This is a genomic window from Bacillus sp. FSL R5-0712 (assembly GCF_038593285.1).
In the GTDB taxonomy this organism is placed as follows: Bacteria; Bacillota; Bacilli; order Bacillales; family Bacillaceae; genus Bacillus; species Bacillus safensis.
The window spans coordinates 1,129,152-1,147,761 of the sequence record NZ_CP151981.1 but is presented as its reverse complement, the minus strand read 5'-3'; the positions used below and the strand labels follow the sequence as shown (position 1 = coordinate 1,147,761).

General features: G+C 42.3%; 17 protein-coding genes, 1 pseudogene and 1 riboswitch. Of the genes and pseudogenes, 8 read left to right on the top strand and 10 right to left on the bottom strand.

Translation table 11 applies throughout. The annotated features are described in order from the left end of the window. Positions 1–8: 8 nt before the first annotated feature. The 5 genes and pseudogenes from argJ to NSU11_RS05560 form a co-directional block, all read right to left on the bottom strand. On the bottom strand, positions 9–1,229 hold the full coding sequence (gene argJ, locus NSU11_RS05580) for a bifunctional ornithine acetyltransferase/N-acetylglutamate synthase (RefSeq protein WP_103132104.1): 1,221 nt from the start codon (positions 1,227–1,229) through the stop codon (positions 9–11). Between the two features lie 22 nt (positions 1,230–1,251). Next, a complete protein-coding gene (gene argC / locus NSU11_RS05575) occupies positions 1,252–2,289 on the bottom strand; it encodes an N-acetyl-gamma-glutamyl-phosphate reductase (protein ID WP_024425065.1) in 1,038 nt (345 codons plus the stop codon). A gap of 137 nt (positions 2,290–2,426) precedes the next feature. Next, positions 2,427–2,729 (bottom strand): annotated as a pseudogene (locus NSU11_RS05570) (hypothetical protein). A gap of 87 nt (positions 2,730–2,816) precedes the next feature. Next, positions 2,817–3,125 (bottom strand): metal-sulfur cluster assembly factor, encoded by a 309-nt coding sequence (locus NSU11_RS05565; RefSeq protein WP_024425066.1) that lies wholly within the window; start codon positions 3,123–3,125, stop codon positions 2,817–2,819. Positions 3,126–3,171: 46 nt separating this feature from the next. Continuing rightward, the gene (locus NSU11_RS05560; RefSeq protein WP_024425067.1) at positions 3,172–3,957 is read right to left on the bottom strand and encodes an alpha/beta fold hydrolase; all 786 of its coding nucleotides are present in this window, start codon (positions 3,955–3,957) and stop codon (positions 3,172–3,174) included. A gap of 137 nt (positions 3,958–4,094) precedes the next feature. On the opposite strand from NSU11_RS05560, the gene NSU11_RS05555 reads away from it, so the two are divergent. The 3 genes from NSU11_RS05555 to NSU11_RS05545 all read left to right on the top strand — a co-directional run bounded on the left by NSU11_RS05555 (position 4,095) and on the right by NSU11_RS05545 (position 5,333). Next, positions 4,095–4,907, top strand: a complete 813-nt coding sequence (locus NSU11_RS05555) for a Cof-type HAD-IIB family hydrolase (RefSeq protein WP_122631171.1) — start codon at positions 4,095–4,097, stop codon at positions 4,905–4,907. Between the two features lie 88 nt (positions 4,908–4,995). Further along, positions 4,996–5,145 (top strand): hypothetical protein, encoded by a 150-nt coding sequence (locus tag NSU11_RS05550; RefSeq protein WP_024425069.1) that lies wholly within the window; start codon positions 4,996–4,998, stop codon positions 5,143–5,145. Beyond that, positions 5,142–5,333 carry a DUF3813 domain-containing protein gene (locus tag NSU11_RS05545; RefSeq protein WP_024425070.1) on the top strand — a complete coding sequence of 64 codons (192 nt, stop codon included), beginning with the start codon at positions 5,142–5,144 and terminating at the stop codon, positions 5,331–5,333. Before NSU11_RS05550 ends, NSU11_RS05545 begins: the two co-directional genes overlap by 4 nt. A gap of 50 nt (positions 5,334–5,383) precedes the next feature. On the opposite strand, the gene NSU11_RS05540 is transcribed toward NSU11_RS05545, so the two are convergent. Then, entirely contained in the window at positions 5,384–5,839 is a 456-nt protein-coding gene (locus NSU11_RS05540; protein WP_048238454.1) for a BsuPI-related putative proteinase inhibitor, read from the bottom strand. Between the two features lie 14 nt (positions 5,840–5,853). Beyond that, positions 5,854–6,696 (bottom strand): YitT family protein, encoded by an 843-nt coding sequence (locus NSU11_RS05535; protein ID WP_024425072.1) that lies wholly within the window; start codon positions 6,694–6,696, stop codon positions 5,854–5,856. Positions 6,697–6,835: 139 nt separating this feature from the next. Between NSU11_RS05535 and NSU11_RS05530 the strand changes: the two genes are divergently transcribed. After that, on the top strand, positions 6,836–7,687 hold the full coding sequence (locus NSU11_RS05530) for a DegV family protein (RefSeq protein ID WP_024425073.1): 852 nt from the start codon (positions 6,836–6,838) through the stop codon (positions 7,685–7,687). 47 nt (positions 7,688–7,734) lie between these two features. Here NSU11_RS05530 and NSU11_RS05525 read toward each other — a convergent pair whose 3' ends face one another. From NSU11_RS05525 to NSU11_RS05515, 3 genes are all read right to left on the bottom strand, one after another. Further along, positions 7,735–9,384: a methyl-accepting chemotaxis protein gene (locus NSU11_RS05525; RefSeq protein WP_024425074.1), complete on the bottom strand. Its 1,650-nt coding sequence runs from the start codon at positions 9,382–9,384 to the stop codon at positions 7,735–7,737. Further along, positions 9,381–10,358 carry a BMP family ABC transporter substrate-binding protein gene (locus NSU11_RS05520; RefSeq protein ID WP_332284613.1) on the bottom strand — a complete coding sequence of 326 codons (978 nt, stop codon included), beginning with the start codon at positions 10,356–10,358 and terminating at the stop codon, positions 9,381–9,383. Before NSU11_RS05520 ends, NSU11_RS05525 begins: the two co-directional genes overlap by 4 nt. Positions 10,359–10,504: 146 nt before the next feature. Continuing rightward, a complete protein-coding gene (locus NSU11_RS05515; RefSeq protein WP_039177728.1) occupies positions 10,505–11,353 on the bottom strand; it encodes a S1 RNA-binding domain-containing protein in 849 nt (282 codons plus the stop codon). Between the two features lie 237 nt (positions 11,354–11,590). Here NSU11_RS05515 and NSU11_RS05510 point away from each other — a divergent pair, with 237 nt between their 5' ends. The 4 genes from NSU11_RS05510 (at position 11,591) to NSU11_RS05495 (ending at position 18,606) form a co-directional block, all read left to right on the top strand. Continuing rightward, on the top strand, positions 11,591–12,082 hold the full coding sequence (locus NSU11_RS05510; protein WP_216431217.1) for a YajQ family cyclic di-GMP-binding protein: 492 nt from the start codon (positions 11,591–11,593) through the stop codon (positions 12,080–12,082). A gap of 81 nt (positions 12,083–12,163) precedes the next feature. Continuing rightward, a riboswitch (SAM riboswitch) is annotated at positions 12,164–12,282 on the top strand. A 78-nt stretch (positions 12,283–12,360) separates the two neighbouring features. After that, positions 12,361–14,202 (top strand): bifunctional homocysteine S-methyltransferase/methylenetetrahydrofolate reductase, encoded by a 1,842-nt coding sequence (locus NSU11_RS05505; protein WP_342493837.1) that lies wholly within the window; start codon positions 12,361–12,363, stop codon positions 14,200–14,202. Beyond that, positions 14,186–17,614, top strand: coding sequence for a methionine synthase (gene metH, locus NSU11_RS05500; protein ID WP_342493836.1), 3,429 nt, complete (start codon positions 14,186–14,188; stop codon positions 17,612–17,614). The genes NSU11_RS05505 and metH overlap by 17 nt, the downstream gene beginning before the upstream one ends. A gap of 134 nt (positions 17,615–17,748) precedes the next feature. Continuing rightward, a complete protein-coding gene (locus NSU11_RS05495; protein ID WP_342493835.1) occupies positions 17,749–18,606 on the top strand; it encodes a GNAT family N-acetyltransferase in 858 nt (285 codons plus the stop codon). Positions 18,607–18,610 lie beyond the last annotated feature (4 nt).

Sequence of the window (18,610 nt, the reverse complement as noted above, 5' to 3'; positions counted from 1 at the left end):
CTCCTTCTTTATGTGCGATAGCTCGCGTTAATTTTCACATAATCATAGGTAAGATCACAGCCCCATGCTGCTGCTTCACCATTCCCCTCACTCATTTGAATGAAAATCGTAATCTCATCCTGCTCTAGATATGTTTTTGCTTTCTCTTCTGAGAATGGCTGCGGTTCATTGTGTTTGAACAAACATTGTCCGCCTAAATAGACTTCTACCTCTTCCGGTGTGACGGAAGCTGCACTATGACCAATGGCTCCAACGATTCGTCCCCAGTTGGCATCTGTACCATATACGGCGGTTTTAACAAGACTTGAACCAACAATCTTTTTCGCAATGATGCCGGCTTCCAAGTTATTTTTAGCACCAGCGACTTTTGCTTCAATTAATTTGGTTGCGCCTTCTCCATCTCTCGCAATCTCTTTAGCTAAATCCTCGCAAGCTAGTTTTAATCCTTCTTTAAACAATGGCCACTCTGGATGCTCTTGATTGAGTGCATCGTTTTGTGCCATTCCATTTGCCATTACAAGCACCATATCGTTTGTCGAAGTTTCTCCATCGACGGTAATTTGATTAAAAGTCACATCCGTAATGTCACGAAGCGCTTGCTGTAAGGCTTCCTGTTCGACATTTGCATCTGTTGTGACAAAGCCAAGCATTGTCGCCATGTTCGGGTGAATCATGCCCGAACCTTTTGCTGCGCCTGAAATGATGATCTCTTTTCCGTCTATCGTAAGGGTGTATGCTGTATTTTTAATGACAGTATCTGTCGTTAAGATCGCTTCTTCAAAATGGCCTTTTTCGGCTTTTGCTTCTTTTAACTCGGCGATGCCCTTTTTGATTTTATCCATCTCCAGACATTCCCCAATGACACCTGTAGAAGAAACAGCAATATAATCAGGTGCTACACCTAACATATCTGCACAGGCTGCCTGCATGTCGTATGCGTCTTTTAATCCCTGCTCACCAGTACATGCATTGGCGATAGCACTATTGACAATGACACCTTTTAATTGTCCTGTCTTTTTTAAGCTTTGTTGTGTGACTTTGAGAGGCGCAGCTTGAAAGTGACTTTGTGTGTAGACCGCTGCACTTACTGCTGGCACTTCGCTGACGATGAGGCCAAGGTCTTTTTTTGAATAGCGCAAGCCAATGTGAATCCCCTTTGCTTCAAAGCCTTTTGGTGATGATACGTCACCGTCTATTTTGACAATGCTTTTTTCATTCAATTCGATCATGTTTGTTGTCTCCCCTGTTCTCTTATGGATAAAGAGGTGTCATTGTGAGGCCCGCCTCTTCATGTAAACCTTTGATGATGTTGAAGTTTTGAACCGCTTGACCGGCCGCACCTTTCATGAGATTGTCTATGACCGACACGATTGTCAGTCTCCCTGTTCGCTCATCTAAATGAAAGCCAATATCACAGAAGTTACTGCCGTATACTTCTTTCGTTTGTGGATAAACGCCGTGATCTCTCACTCTGACAAAATAGGAATCTTCATAAAAGTCTTTCATTCGCTTCATCAATTCTTCTTTTGTGACATCTGTTTTTAATTGTGTATACATCGTCGCCATAATCCCTCTTGTCATCGGGACAAGATGCGTAGAAAATGTGACGTTCGCCGTCTGCGGATTCCATTCTCTTAATATTTGCTCTATTTCTGGCGTATGCTGATGCTCATTCACCTTATAAATTTTAAAGTTATCGTTTAGTTCTGAAAAATGCGTGCCAAGTGAGGCAGATCGTCCGGCACCGGACACCCCTGTTTTTGCATCTATTATAATCATGGATTCATCGATGACATTCTGTTTGATGAGCGGTGCTAAACCGAGAAGAACTGCGGTAGGAAAGCAGCCCGGGTTGGCAATCACTTCAGCCTGTTGAATTTTGTCACGATTCAGTTCGGATAAACCGTACACCGCTTGTTGAACAGATGCTCCATCCGCTGCCCTTCGTTTATACCATGCTTCATAGGTTGCTCCATCTTGAATGCGCAAATCACCTGATAAATCAATGATCGGCACTCCTTGATTCATAAGCTTTGGCGTCAGTTCACTTGATACGCCTGCTGGTGTCGCTAAAAACACAGCATCTGTCTCTCGCACAATGGCAGCCGGGTCAATGGCTTTTAATGTTTGGTCAGTAATCGTTGTCAGATGCGGATAAGATTGACTGTATGATTGCCCATCACCACTTGATGAATACAATATACATTCCTCCACATGCGGGTGATGCTTGAAGATACGAACCAATTCCGCACCACCGTACCCTGTAGCACCTATAATACCTATTTTCAACGTCAATACACCCTCTTGATCTTTGTGAAATTATTTAACATTATAACATGTATAAAAATTAATTCAATTGTATATTTAATATTTATTTTTATTTTTTTTCAACAAAAAAACCGCATATCTTCATGAGACATGCGGATTTATCTTTCGTTTTTGATATAGATGACCATGAGTGCACTGCATAAATATAATATGGAGCTTGCATAAAAAATGAAGTAAACGGTAAAGAAATCAGCAAACAGGCCGCCAAGCATAATGGCGATGGATGAAAATAGGGCTGTCCAAAAATGATAGTGACCGACTTCTTTCATTCGTTTGTTCTCTGTTGTGAGGACCGCTTAAACCAAACACACCTTAGGCAAGACCAAACTGTGAATAGCTTGATTCAACATTTTTAATAAAAATAATGTAAAAGGAAATATCAAACTGCTGGCGAAAAACATCCATTATATCAAGCTACTCTCTTCCTCCACCTTAATTTTTCATAAAAAAAACCTGGCATGAGTTTAACTCATACCAGGCATTTTTGCTTATTGAATACCGAGCGCAATTTTTGCGTATCTTGACATTTTGTCTCGTGTCCAAGGCGGATTCCATACGATGTGAACTTCTGTTTCTTTTACTTCTGGAAGATCACTTAATGCTTTTTTGACTTCATCCACGATAATTGGTGCAAGAGGACAACCCATTGATGTTAAGGTCATGGTGATATCCGCTTTTCCATTCTCATCAAGATCGACATCATAGACAAGTCCAAGGTTGACAATGTCGACATTCAGCTCAGGGTCAATCACCTGTTCTAGGGCGCCTAAAATATTTTCTTTCAATGCTTCATCCATGATATCCACTCCTTTTTCCATTAGTATAACGTACTTTTTCTTCTGACTAAACGTTTGTGCTTTTCAGATGTGTCACAAACCAGTCAATCGTTTCAAACATCGCTTGTCTTGAGACTTTATGGCCTGCTTGTCCATCAGTAATAAAGCGAATCAGATGCGGATCCTGCTTATATTGTGTGGCCGCTAACTCATCATATAGGGATTTTGCGTGCCGGTAAGGGACGACAGGATCATTTTCTGCATGCCAGAATAAGAGCGGTCTTTTATTTAATCGATCCGTTTGCAGCGTTAAATCATATGGGCGCAGGGCGTCTAATTGCAGATGAACCTCTTCGTCTGTAATGTCTTTCATTAACCCTTTGTGACGCATGTCCATGATTTGTGCTTTTAGAAACGTCGTATAGTTTGGACTTCCCATCAAGCTGACAGCGGCTTTGATCCAATCATGCTTGGCAAGTGCACCAAAGGTGGTGATGCCGCCCATGGATGTACCCGCAACGCCTATCAGATCGGCTTCAATCAATTGTTTTTCTTGAAAGTATGTTTTAAGTATATCGATTTCACGAATTTCGTTCAGGACAATTTCCCAGAACTTTGATGCCAGTTCCTCTAAGCTGAGGTTTTCTGATCTTACACCATGATAAGCACAGTCAGGCAAAATGACTCTCATGCCTTTTTCCGCCAAATGGAAGGCGAAGTGTAAATTATGCTCGCGTGCACTTGTAAATCCATGAATAAAAAATACAAGCGGCAGCGGTTTGTCTTTATTTTCAGCTTTTACGATATGTAAAAATGGAATATCGCGCGTAATTTGCTCATCAATGGTGATCACAGCCTATGAATCCTCCTTTATCATTCCCGTCTTTGTTTATTTTAACATGTAGACAACAAAGATGTGATAAAGATACACTATAGATAGAGGCGTTAACATGAATTGCCTCCTATCACTTACAGATCAAAGGAGATTTTATGGAGACTAAACCTTATCTAATCGCACTTGACCTGGATGGCACATTATTAAAAGATGATAAAACCATTTCTGCGCATACACTTGACGTCATTCGAAAAGTGAGAGACAGCGGGCATCATGTCTGTATATCAACAGGCCGGCCATTTCGATCCAGCTCTCCTTATTATCTGCAATTACAGCTTGATTCACCCATTGTGAATTTTAACGGAGCGTTTGTCCATCATCCTCTTGATGAAAAATGGGGCAGATTTCATACGTCACTTGATCTTCAAGTGGTCAAACAGCTTGTAGACATTAGTGAAGAGTATAAAGTGCACAATGTGTTGGCTGAAGTGTTAGACGATTTGTATTTCCATTATCATGATGAAAAACTCATTGATATCTTTAATATGAATGCAAACAAAGTTACTGTTGGAGACCTTAGGGACAACCTTGGAGAGAATGTGACGAGCGTGTTAATCCATGCAAAAGAAGAGGACGTCGGAGCTATTCGAAGCTATTTATCAGATGTCCATGCAGAAGTGATTGATCACAGGCGCTGGGCTGCCCCGTGGCACGTGATTGAAATCATTAAAACAGGCATGAACAAAGCCGTTGGACTGCAAAAGATCAGTGATTATTACGGTGTTCCTAAGGAGCGGATTGTGGCATTCGGAGATGAAGACAATGATTTAGAAATGCTTGAATTTGCTGGTTGCGGTGTAGCAATGGGCAACGGCATTGATGCCGTGAAACGTGTCTCAAATGAAGTCACTGATACAAATGAACAAGACGGGATTGCGAAGTTTCTAACGAATTACTTCTCGCTTTAATTTTTCCATTCATACATAGCAGATGGAAGCGGGCATACTACCGTTAGACAGGTTGTCCTGTCAGCTTGTGTAAAGGGGCGGATTCCGAATGGGTAAAAGAAGCAAATCGAAACGCTTTATACAACAAGGTAAAGATTCAGTCAGTCTTCATGACGCACGCTTTCCTTATCGTTCGACACTTGAAGAAGCGTCAGACAGAGGAAATATGAAGACTGATGCTTCTGGAGGTTCATTGTGAGAAACGAACTTTTTGATCAAGCCAAATCGTTTACTGAAGAAGCTCTTACTTCTTCATTTTCATCTGGGTTAGAGCGTCAGCAGGCAGTGAAACGGGCGAAAAACGCCGTATCGTCTGCATTTGCCAATTCGACAGATGCAGAAAGAAACCAGCTGCATACCTTCCAAGACTTGCTCGATGATCTCTAACATAAAAAAGCTGTCCACAATAGATGGACAGCTTTTTCTGATTCCTGCACTTATTTGACTTGGAACGTTTTCTTCTCCGTGATTTGTTTCAGCCCTTCTGCTTTTCCTTTAAACGTAACGACTGCTTCGTACGTTCCGGGCTTTACTCCGTTTGACCACGTATCTTGAAAATCATAGGCCTCGCCTTTTTTCAGTACGAAAGATTGGATGGCCTGTGTGAACATACGGTCTTTCGAATAGCGGTATTGTTCATTTCCGTTTTCGTCATACACACTAAGTTCGAATTTTTGGCTTGTGTTAAAGGTAAATTCAATATCTCGATCTGATTCATTTTTCAGTGACATGTTAAATTGAACTGAAGAACCTTTCTGGACGGGGTCTACTGTGAGCTCAACCGTTTTTTCTCCCATTTGACCGGATACCTCCTTGTCTGGTTCATCCTTTTTTTGTTGTCCACAAGCGGCTAAAACCAATAGAATGAGAAGAAGCACCAACCCTTTTTTCATCTGCTACCCACCTTTTAATCTCGTCTGAAAAATCCAAGAATATTGGTTGTCTGCACAATATTTGTAAAGGCTTTTGGATCGACTTCTTTAATAATTTGTTCAAGTTCATATAGCTCATACCTTGTAATGACGATCACCATCATTTCCTTTTGTTCGTTGGTGAATGCGCCTTTTGCAGGTACAGTCGTAATGCCTCTGACCATTTTTCCATAAATGGCTTCTTTGATTTCATCTGCTTTCTTCGTGACAATCATCGCGGTCAGCTTCTCATGTCTTGTATGGATGGCATCAATGACCCTTGTGGTCACATATAATGTGACAAGGGTATATAATGCTTTCTCCCAACCTTGTAATAATCCTGCTGTAAAAATGATGATTCCATTTAAAATGAAGAAATACGTGCCAACTGGTTTATCCTTCCATTTCGCTAAAACCATAGCAACAATGTCAAGTCCGCCTGTCGAAGCCCCGTATTTGAGCGTGATTCCAATCCCTACTGCGGATATGACACCGCCAAACACAGCATTTAATAAAATATCGTGGGAAACACTCGTTTCTGGTAAAATGCCAAGGAAAATGGTCGTCAGTGCAACACTGATGATGCTGTACAAAGTAAAGGAACGGCCAACTTTCATCCAGCCTAAAATGCCGACTGGAATGTTTAAAATAAATAATAGAATCCCTGTTGATACATAAAATGGCGCATATTGATCGATTAAGCTGGATAACAGCTGGGCTACCCCTGTAAAACCGCTCGCATATACGTCAGCTGGGATTAAGAATAAATTCAGTCCAATCGCATTGAGTAATGCACCAATAACGACGACAATGAGTTTTTTTGCTTCTCCAATGAACATGTTGTCATTCCTCCACTTACCATTCTCTCTATGGTTTTCCCTAAAATTTAGAATTTGAACACGAAAAGATGATTTCTATGATATAGTTAGGCTAAAAAGATGTAAAATATGGCTTATTTTTTAGAAAGAAGGGATTTATATGACTGTTCATATCATAGCAGACAGTGCTGCTGATCTGCCTCTTTCTTATTATGATGAACATAACATAACGCTCATTCCGCTACGCGTGTTACTTGGCGAGCAGGAATTTGAGGATTTGATCACCATTGAACCAAAACAAGTATTTGATGCGATGAGACAAGGAGCCAGTCCAAAAACGTCACAGGCTTCACCAAACCGGATCAAGGAAACCTTTGTTTCCGCCGCTCAAACCCATACATCTGCCATCTATGTCGCTTTTTCATCAGAGCTTTCAGGTACATACCAGACAGCTGTGATGATGGCAAACGAAGTGAAGGAAGAATACCCTGATTTTGATTTACGAATCATTGATTCTAAATGCGCTTCACTCGGCTATGGGCTTGCTGTCAAACACGCTCAATCACTTGCCATTGACGGAAATACAATACAAGAAATTGAAACGTCTGTAAAGCATTTTTGTGAATCTTTACAACATATTTTTACTGTAGACGATTTATCGTATTTAGCAAGAGGCGGAAGAATCAGTAAAGCGTCCGCATTTGTTGGCGGTTTGTTAAGCATTAAGCCCATTTTACATGTCGAAGATGGAAAACTCATCCCGCTTGAAAAAATCCGCGGACGTAAAAAGCTGCTAAAACGCATTATTGAACTAATGAAAGAACGCGGAACGGATTGGTCGAACCAAACGGTTGGTATTAGTCATGGTGATGATCCTGCACTGGCGGAAGACATGAAACAGCTGATCGAAGCCGAATTTCATCCAAAGGAAATTGATATTCAGATCATCGGCGCCGCTGTTGGGTCCCATTCAGGACCTAGTACGCTTGCGATCTTTTTTACAGGCAAATGATCAGAAAAAGCACCCTTCCCTGACTCAACACGGGAAGGGTGCTTTTCTTATGAAAGTTTAAATCGCTGCACGGTTTCATTTAACCTCGCCGTCATACTCATCAATTCTTCGACCTGTTTGTTCATTTGATGGAACGATTGCAGCTGTTCATTGGCTGAGGCAGAAATTTCTTCGCTGCCAGCTGCTGTTTCTTCTACCACTGCACTAATATTTTCAATCGAGTGCAGCACTTGTCCGCCAAGTTCTGTTGATTGCATAATTTGGTCATTTAAGACCGCCATTTCTTGTTTAATATGCTGCGCTTTTGTTTCTATATCTTCAAAGGAGTGTGAGGTTTTGTCCATCGCATCCTGCTGCTGAAGTGAAAGCTTGACCCCTTCTTGGACCGTTTGACTAATGGATTGAATGCCTCTTTCAATATGACTGACCATGTCAAAGATTTGTCTTGTTGCATTAGACGATTCATCGGCAAGCTTGCGAATTTCATCCGCTACAACAGCAAAGCCTTTTCCAGCTTCGCCTGCTCTTGCCGCTTCAATGGCTGCGTTTAAGGAAAGCAGGTTTGTTTGGTCCGCAATGTCAGAAACCGTTTTGGCCATGGCCGAGATTCCGCTGGCGTATTGCGTGAATTCTCCGGCTGATTCTTCGATTTGTCTCGTCGCATGTGTATTTTTTTCAATCGCTTTTTTTGTTTCTGTTAACGTGTGCTTTCCGCTTTCTACGGCTTCGATGGCATCCTCTGTACTGCGGATGACCGTTTGTGAGCGTTCGGAATTTTTACGTCCATGCTGGTCCATTTTCTCAATCAAGCTGACGCCGTGCTGGAGATCTTCTGAAATCGCTTGTGATCCATTGGCCATTTCGTCTGTCGAAACAGATACTTGATTCGCAGACTCCATCATCTTTTTGTTTTCATCATTCAGGTGGATCGAGAATGTCTCTACTCGGCTTGAGACATTGCTGATTTCTTTAATCAGACTAATCAGCTGCTCGGTCATTTGATTAAAGGATTCATTCAAGCCGCCGATTTCATCCTTACGCTGAATATCCATCCGCTCCACAGCAAGGTTGCCTTCTGCGATCTGCTTTGCTCTGTAGGATAATGATTTGATAGGTGTCACGATGGATCGTGTTAATCCAATATTCAAAAAGACAGCAATGACAATTAGTGTGAGGGCTGAGACGAGTGCACTTGTGATAATCCATTGGACATTGTCTGCTGCAGCCTCTAGATTTTGTTTATACGCTTCTTCTGCCCTTTTATTCATCGTATGCACATCGTTTAAAACGCCATCAATTCTTGCTGCCACACGTCTTGCATCCGATGCGTTTTTTTCACCAATGGCATTGTTTGCTTCCTTGGTCCACGTGTCATATTTTGAATTTAACCTAGTTAATGCCTCTTTGTTCATATTTCCTGCATGTTTGTTTAACGTTTGCAGCTGTTTCTTTGCTGTAGAAATATCGTTTTGAACGATCTCTAGCTGTTCATCTGAGAGTGTCATCGAATAATTGGTCATGGCTTGCTCGACACTTTCAAAGCCTGCCTTCGTTTTTTGTACATTTAATAGGGTTTGGACATCTGTCTCATTTGATGATTGGATTTTTGTCATGCTGACAATGATAAAGGCAATAACGCCAACTGCTAAAAGAAGTGAGATAAGTGAGTTGAGTAAAATTTTGACGCGTAAGCTCATGATGCGCCTCCCTCTTCTTTTAGAAGCGTCTGTTTCAGCCCATTTAATTTTTTAGTCAATGTCTCAGCATTTTTCAAAACCCGGATTTTTGCCATATCGATTCCATCATTGCTTAAGTCATAGACAACATGCCCGCTTTTCATTTGATTGTTCTTAACGAGCTGTTCGCTGAATTGATATACCACTTCATCGACTTTTTTCACCATAGACGAAATGACCGCTTTTTCAGCAGTATAGTACTGATCGCTGTCTACACCAATAGCATATTTACCCTGTGACTGTGCTTCTTTTAATACACCGACACCTGAGTAGCCGGCTGCGGCATATAGAACGTCTGCTTTCTTTTTGATCATGTCTTTGGCTATTTTACTCCCCTTGCCTGCATCACTAAACGTACCGGCATAGGTGGATAAGATCTTAATTTTCGGATTGACTGATTTAGCGCCTTTTTGAAATCCTTTTTCAAAACGATGGATGACATCTGCGTCAACACCGCCAACAAATCCAATGACATCGCTTTTCGTTGTCATTGCAGCAAGTGCTCCTGCTAAATAGCTGCCTTGCTCTTCTTTAAACGTCACAGAGGTCACATTTTTCAGCTCAGATACGGCATCAATAAGCAGGAACTGCTTCTTCGGATATTTCTTCGCGACTTTTTCTAGGTCTTCTTGCATACTGAAACCTACACCAATGATGAGATCATTTCCATCTTTCACGAGCTCTGTCAGCCCTTTTTCATATGTATCAGTTTCTGCAATTTCTCTATAATCAAATTCAATGCCAAGCTCATCACGTGCTTTTTCTAATCCTTTAAATGATGAATCGTTAAATGATTGATCACCAAGACCATCATCTGTGAGCATAACGCCAATATGCTTCGCAGTTGATTTTGGCGCCCCTTCCTGTTGATTACCGCATGCGGCGAGCATCATAAGCATGGCTGCCATCAGAAGTAATGATATTTTCACTTTCATCCAAAAACACACTCCTTTTATCATCCTTACTCCTTTTTTATCGGATTTGAGGGGCGTTGTTTCAATGATATAGTGAAGGTTTTTCATGACTTTTTTCATAGAAAAAATCCATTATTTAAGACAAAAATAAAAAAGTGAGCAAATGCTCACTTTTTCTCGTATGTCCAGCCTTCTTTTTGGTAAACTAGATCATTTTTCATGAGATGACCTAGTGCTCGTTTAAAGGCTGCTTTGCTCATTTGAAATCTTTCGCGGATATCCTCTGGATCACTTTTGTCTCCGTAAGGCATGGCGCCGTTTCTTGTTCTCATATAGGTTAAAATTTCTTCTGCATCGACAGATAATGCATCCTGTTTTCTAGGAAGCAGAGAAACGTTCACGGTTCCATCCTCTTTCACTGCAATAACGCGTCCTGTAACGGTCGATCCTAGTCTTGGCTCTTCTTTTCGTTCCGTGCGGTGAATAAACCCTCGCACACCTGTATCTGTCAGCATAAAAGAACCTGTCGCAATTAAACGATAGATTGTTCCAGTGATTTCTTTGTTCATTAAGGTTTCTGGTGCCTCAGTAAACAATTCACTGATCACGTCTTCTGTGGCTGGTTTTGCGAACATTCTGCCGTAACTTGTGACTTTCAGCATACAGTAGAGTTTGTCTCCTTTTTTCGGCCATGCTTCCTCAAATGGCGGGAGGTGTTCTGTTGCCACAAGTGCATCCTTTGACAGTCCAACATCGACAAATGCACCCATGTCTTCTACCACGTCTACAACTTGTACCCAGCCATATGTATGTGCGTTAATTGTAGGGATTTTCATTGTGGCAGCGAGTCTTTCTTCATGATCTACATATAAATAGACCTCTACTTCATCTCGGTCATCAAGATCCTCTGTCATTTCACTGCGGTGCAGGAGAACCGAATCTTCACCATCTGTCAAAAAGTAGCCGTATTCCATTTCGTTCTCTATTTGCAAGGTCAGTTGCTCACCTGGTCTCATGTTCTCTTCCTTCCTATCTGCCCATAAAAGAGCGTTCGTTCATCTTTTGATTCACTTTATTCTACTATACTTCTCCCCGCATGAACATCTCTAGTTCTGTTAGCTAAAGTGGACAAACTGGACACGATTTATACCGCAGCCGGCTGAACTCTTTGCCTCATCTCTTCGATAAAGTTTCTTCTTCGCCTATTGGCATGATAAAATAGACGCAATATCAATACTTGGAGGTCATGTGTGATGGCAAAAGAAAGCTCATTTGACATTGTATCGAAAGTCGAACTGCCTGAGGTGCAAAACGCTGTTCAAGCAGCGCTGAAAGAAATTAAAAACCGTTATGATTTTAAAGGAAGTAAAAGTGATATTTCTCTCGAAAAAGAAGAACTTGTTCTCATTTCTGATGATGACTTCAAGCTTGAGCAGCTAAAAGATGTACTTGTGACAAAGCTGATCAAACGAAATGTGCCAACTAAAAACATCGATTACGGAAAAACCGAGCATGCTCTTGGCGGTACAGTACGCCAGCGTGCGAAGCTGATCAGCGGGATTGATCAAGACAACGCCAAAAAGATCAACGCACTCATCAAGCAGTCTGGTATCAAAGTGAAATCACAATTTCAGGATGACCAATTGCGTGTGACAGGGAAAAATAAAGATGATTTACAAGAGGTTATTTCTCTTATGCGTAAGGCTGATTTGCCGATTGATGTCCAATTTATAAATTTTCGATAAATTTCAAATTTTCCATTGATTATTTCTGTATTTTTCGTTACAGTTGATGGAAGTTCAATTCATTGACATGTTCATATTGCTTTCTTATCAAGAGAGGCAGAGGGACTGGCCCTGTGAAGCCTCAGCAACCGGTGTAGTAGAAATCTATTTTCTATGACCAAGGTGCTAAATCCAGCAAGCAACTGCTTGGAAGATAAGGAGAAGAATTACGATACAGCCAAAAAGTCTTCTTCTTATCAGAAGGCTTTTTTTGTTACATAGAAATAAGGAGGAATACAATGGGCCTATTACAAGACTTACAAAACCGTGTACTGATAGCTGACGGAGCGATGGGAACACTTTTATACTCTTACGGCATTGACCGCTGCTTTGAAGAATTAAATTTATCGAAAGCGGATGAAGTGAAACGCGTGCACGAAGCATATGTGCAGGCAGGCGCTGACATCATCCAAACGAACACATACGGTGCGAATTATATTAAACTATCCCGCTACGGCTTAGAGGAAGAAACGAAACGCATCAATACAAAAGCGGTGCAAATCGCAAAAGCAGCCGCAGGCTCTGCTTATGTACTCGGAACAATTGGCGGAATTCGAACGTTTAACAAAAATGCCTACTCTATAGAAGAAATCAAACGAAGCTTTAGAGAGCAGCTGTACATCCTATTAAATGAAGAACCTGACGGATTGTTGCTTGAAACGTATTATGACATAGAAGAAGCGAAGGCTGTTCTCCAAATTGCCCGCAAAGAAACGACTCTTCCGATTGTCATGAACGTCTCTATGCATGAACAAGGAGTCTTGCAGGATGGTACCCCGCTGAAGGATGGTTTATCTGAGTTATCATCTCTTGGTGCAGATGTTGTCGGCATCAACTGCCGGCTGGGTCCTTATCATATGATTCAGGCACTAGAAGGCGTTCCACTTTTGGAAAATTCGCATTTATCTGTCTATCCTAACAGCAGTCTCCCCTCTCTTGAAGCAGGCAGACTCGTCTATGATACCGATAACGATTATTTCCGAAAAAGTGCACTTGAATTTAGAAATCAGGGCGCACGTATTATCGGAGGCTGCTGCGGAACAACGCCCCAGCATATTAGCGCAATAGCTGAAGCGGTCAAAGATTTAGCGCCGATCACTGAAAAAGAAGTAAAGGTGTTAAAAGAAGAAATCATTTCAATCCAAGATCAGCGCACTGAACCAGGTCTTGATGAGCTGGCTGTGAAAAAACGTTCGATTATCGTAGAGCTCGATCCGCCGAAGAAGCTGAACTTCGAAAGATTTCTCGTTGCTGCAAATGAATTAAAGAATGCTGGCATTGATGCATTGACGTTAGCCGATAATTCTCTTGCGACTCCGCGCATTAGCAATGTCGCTTGCGGCGCATTATTAAAGCAGCAGCTTGATATGCGTTCTCTTGTTCATATCACATGCCGCGACCGTAATTTGATTGGGCTTCAATCTCATTTAATGGGGCTCGACACCCTTGGATTAACCGATATTTTAGCCATTACAGGCGATCCATCTAAAATTGGAGACTTCCCAGGTGCAACATCTGTGTATGATTTAACCTCCTTTGATTTGATTCGTCTCATCAAACAGTTTAACGAAGGCCTTTCTTTCTCAGGAAAGCCCCTTGGCAAAAAGACCAATTTTTCAGTGGCTGGCGCGTTTAACCCAAATGTGCGCCATATTGATAAAGCAGTCAAACGTCTTGAGAAAAAAATCGAATACGGTGCTGATTATTTTATTTCACAGCCTGTTTATTCTGAGGAACAGCTTGTGAAAATTCATGAGGAAAGCCGCCACTTGGATAAACCGATTTACATCGGCATTATGCCATTAACAAGCAGCCGAAATGCCGAGTTTATTCATCACGAAATTCCAGGCATCAAATTATCTGATTCTATTCGTGACATTATGGCCAAAGCTGGCGAGGATAAAGAAAAGCAGCGAGTAGAAGGCTTAGCGATTGCCCGCTCTTTATTAGATACAGCCTGCGAATTGTTTAATGGCATTTATTTAATTACTCCTTTCCTTCGATCAGATTTAACAGCAGAACTGACCACCTACATCCATCAGAAAGAAAAGGAGTCTAACGTCCATGTCAACTATCACTGAACAGCTCAAGAAACGCATCCTCGTCCTTGATGGGGCAATGGGCACAATGATTCAAAACGCCAACCTGACAGCAGAGGACTTTGGCGGAGAAGAGTATGAGGGCTGTAACGAATATTTGAATGTGACAGCCCCTCACGTCATCCGTGCGATTCATAGGGAGTACCTGGAGGCAAGTGCCGATCTTATTGAAACAAATACGTTCGGCGCTACAAAGCTCGTCCTTGATGAATATGGGCTTGGCCACCTTGCCTATGAACTCAATGTTCGAGCAGCGCAGCTGGCAAAGGCAGAAGCTGACCGTTTCTCCACACCGGAAAAGCCTCGTTTTGTTGTAGGCGCAATGGGCCCGACAACGAAAACATTATCTGTAACAGGCGGCACAACCTTCAGTGAGCTCGTCAAAAACTATGAAGAACAGGCCCGAGCTCTGATTGACGGAAAGTGTGATGCCCTTCTTTTAGAAACAAGCCAAGACATGCTGAATGTAAAAGCTGGATTCAAAGGGATTCAGGAAGCCTTTCAGCAGACCGGCATTCAATTACCACTCATGGTATCAGGGACGATTGAACCGATGGGCACCACCCTTGCTGGTCAGGATATCGAAGCCTTTTATATCTCTCTTGAGCATATGAAACCCATCAGTGTGGGCCTTAACTGTGCGACTGGTCCAGAATTTATGACAGACCATATCCGCACGCTCTCCTCCATCGCAAAGTCAGCGGTGAGCTGCTATCCGAATGCTGGACTCCCAGATGAAGAAGGTCATTATCACGAATCCCCTGCTTCTCTTGCTAAAAAAATCGCCGCCTTTGCTAAGGAAGGCTGGTTAAATATCGTCGGCGGCTGCTGTGGGACTACACCTGCGCATATTCAAGCATTGTCAGATGAAGTACGCACGATTCAGCCGCGTCATATCACTCGAGAATCACCGCAGCATACCGTATCAGGAATTGAGCCCCTTATTTATGAGGATTCAATGCGTCCTCTTTTTGTAGGCGAACGGACCAATGTCATTGGTTCTCGCAAATTCAAACGGCTCATTGCGGAACAAAAGTTTGAAGAAGCAGCAGAAATTGCTCGTGCTCAAGTGAAAAATGGCGCTCACGTCGTTGATGTGTGTCTCGCCGACCCAGACCGTGATGAGGCAGCAGACATGGAAGGCTTTTTACAAGAAGCCATGAAAAAGGTGAAAGCCCCTTTTGTCATTGATTCAACGGATAAACACGTGATTGAAAAGGCACTCACCTATTCTCAAGGGAAAGCCATCATCAATTCCATCAACCTTGAGGATGGCGAGGAACGCTTTGAAGAGATTCTTCCTCTTGTAAAGCTATATGGCGGTGCACTTGTTGTTGGCACGATTGATGAAATAGGAATGGCCGTGACAGCAGAACGAAAGCTTGAAATTGCTGTACGTTCTCACGATTTGCTAACGAGGAAGTATGGAATTCCCGCAAGTGACATCATTTTTGATCCGCTTGTCTTTCCCGTAGGCACTGGAGACGAGCAATATATTGGCGCCGCTGAAGAAACGATCAAAGGCATTAAAATGATCAAGGAAACCCTGCCTGAGTGCCTCACCATTTTAGGCATTAGCAACGTATCTTTCGGACTTCCGCCTGTTGGCAGAGAAATCTTAAATGCTGTCTATTTATATCATTGCGTGCAAGCAGGACTTGACTATGCCATTGTCAATACAGAAAAGCTTGAACGCTTCGCTTCCATTCCAAAGGAAGAAATCAAACTAGCTGAAACCTTGCTTTATGAAACAAATGATCAAACACTGGCTGAATTCACCCAATTTTACCGCGGCAAAAAGAAAACGGAGAAAAAACCAAAGGTCTCCTTATCACTTGATGAAAGGCTGGCGCTCTACGTCGTCGAGGGAACGAAAGAAGGTCTCATCGATGATCTATCCCTTGCTTTGGAGCATTATGAATCGCCGCTTCATATCATCAATGGCCCGTTAATGCAGGGAATGGCTGAAGTTGGTCGTCTTTTTAATCAAAACGAACTGATCGTAGCCGAGGTACTCCAATCGGCAGAGGTCATGAAAGCATCTGTTTCGTTTCTTGAGCAATATATGGAAAAGCAGCATGCAAGCGGGAAAGGAAAGATTCTGCTTGCCACCGTTAAAGGAGATGTCCATGATATCGGGAAAAACCTTGTCGACATCATTTTGAGCAATAATGGCTTTCAAGTGGTCGACCTCGGCATCAAGGTGACTCCTCAAACATTGATTGAAGCTGTGCAAAAGGAAAAACCAGATATGATTGGATTATCAGGCTTACTTGTAAAGTCCGCACAGCAAATGGTACTAACCGCTCAGGATTTACAAAAAGCAAACATTTCTGTTCCTATTTTGGTCGGCGGTGCTGCCCTTTCTCGTAAATTTACAAAAATGAAAATTTCGCCTCATTATGATGGGCCTGTTCTTTATGCAAAAGATGCTATGGACGGACTGTCATTAGCCAATGAGTTAAAAGCAAATCCACTGCAATTTCAAACAAAGCCGCCAGAAGAGCCAGCGGCACCTATCAAGGAGAAAGAAGGAAAGCAGCCGAAAGCTGTCATTGAATTACTAGAAAAACGCGCATCTCTCCCGCAAGCACCGGTATTTACGCCAGAAAATACCACACGCCATTATGTGAAGGACATCGATTTGCATCATATTATGCCATATGTGAATGAACAAATGCTCATTGGTCATCATCTCGGTTTAAAGGGAAAGGTCAAAACCTTATTAGCTGAACAGCACCCAAAAGCATTGGAATTAAAACAGCTTGTCACAGATCTTCTAAACGAAGGCAGAGAGAAAAACTGGTTTGCGCCAGCATTTGTGTATCAATTCTTCCCTGCCAGTTCAGACGGAAATGATTTGCATATTTATGATCCCGAAGAACCTGACCGCATCATTGAAACGTTCCAATTTCCAAGGCAGGAGAAACTCCCGTACCGCTCTATTTCTGATTATGTACGGAAAAGTGATGAAAACGAGAAAGATTATATTGCCTTATTCGCCGTCACAGCCGGCGCGCGTATACGTGAAGTCGCGCAGCAATTTAAGCAGGAAGGAGATTATTTAAAAATGCATGCTGTCCAAGCTCTGGCACTTGAGCTTGCAGAAGGATTAGCTGAAAGAACCCACCAAGTGATTCGTGACAAATGGGGATTCCCTGATCCAGTCGATTTTACAATGGAAAAACGATTCCAAGCGAAATATCAAGGGCAGCGCTATTCCTTTGGTTATCCAGCGTGTCCAAATCTTGAGGACCAGGAAAAGCTGTTCAAGCTGCTTCAGCCTGAAAAAATCGGCATCCATCTGACAGAAGGATTCATGATGGAACCTGAAGCATCTGTTTCTGCGATCGTCGTTTCCCACCCTGAAGCTCGATATTTTAATGTTCATTAAGACTAGAACCTCCGTCATTGGGGGTTCTTATTTGATACACGCTGAGAGGAAAAGGATCTTCCTTTTCCTTTTTCTTATGCCTTCATATGGTACGATACATATAGATGAAATCAGCTAAGAAGGAGTTGCGTGTATTGAAAAACGTTGTACAACGAACTTTAACACTTGATGACATACCCGATCTTATCGCATTGTCAAAAGAGGTCGACTGGCCTGATTACAATGAGGATGAGCTTACATCTCTTTTAACAAACGGATATTTTACAGGTTTTTCAACAACAGATGGACAAGTGATCTCATGTGCGGGACTTTTCCAATATGATAAAGCAGCATCAATTGGTGCCGTTATTGTATCTGAGACGCATCGCGGCTTAGGCCTTGCGCGGAAAATGATTGACACCCTGCTTCGCCGAAGCGATCAAAGTGTTCCTGTCGTTTTAACTGCTACTGTACAAGGACAGCCCGTTTACGAAAAAATCGGATTCCAAACGGCCGGCTATATTCATACATACAAAGCACAGACCACGAATCCATCGGCTTTTCGTGTGTCACGCGGGATTCACCTTTCTCCTGCTGATGAAGCGGACCTTCCATCTATTGAAGCACTTGACGAAAAAGGTGCAGGCACCAATCGATCAAGCTTTATAAGAAAGCGAATGGAACGAGCATCGTTCCGGCTGATCGCAAAGAATGCGCATCATGAAACAACTGGCTTTGCATTTGGCATCGAAACCCCTGCTAATCTAATGATTGGACCGCTTACAGCAAACAATGAACAAACCGCTCTCGCTCTCATCCAATCACTCATCTCGTCTTATTCAGGGGCAATTCGTATAGATATGCAGGAAGAAACTGCTGAGCGCCTGCATGAAACACTTGTTGAAGCAGGATTTACAAAAACAAACGTAGCGCATTTTATGATGATTCGCGGGAAAGAAAAACTAAATGATCCCGCCCTTTTCTATTTTCTTGCCTCTCAAGCATTTTCTTAAAAAA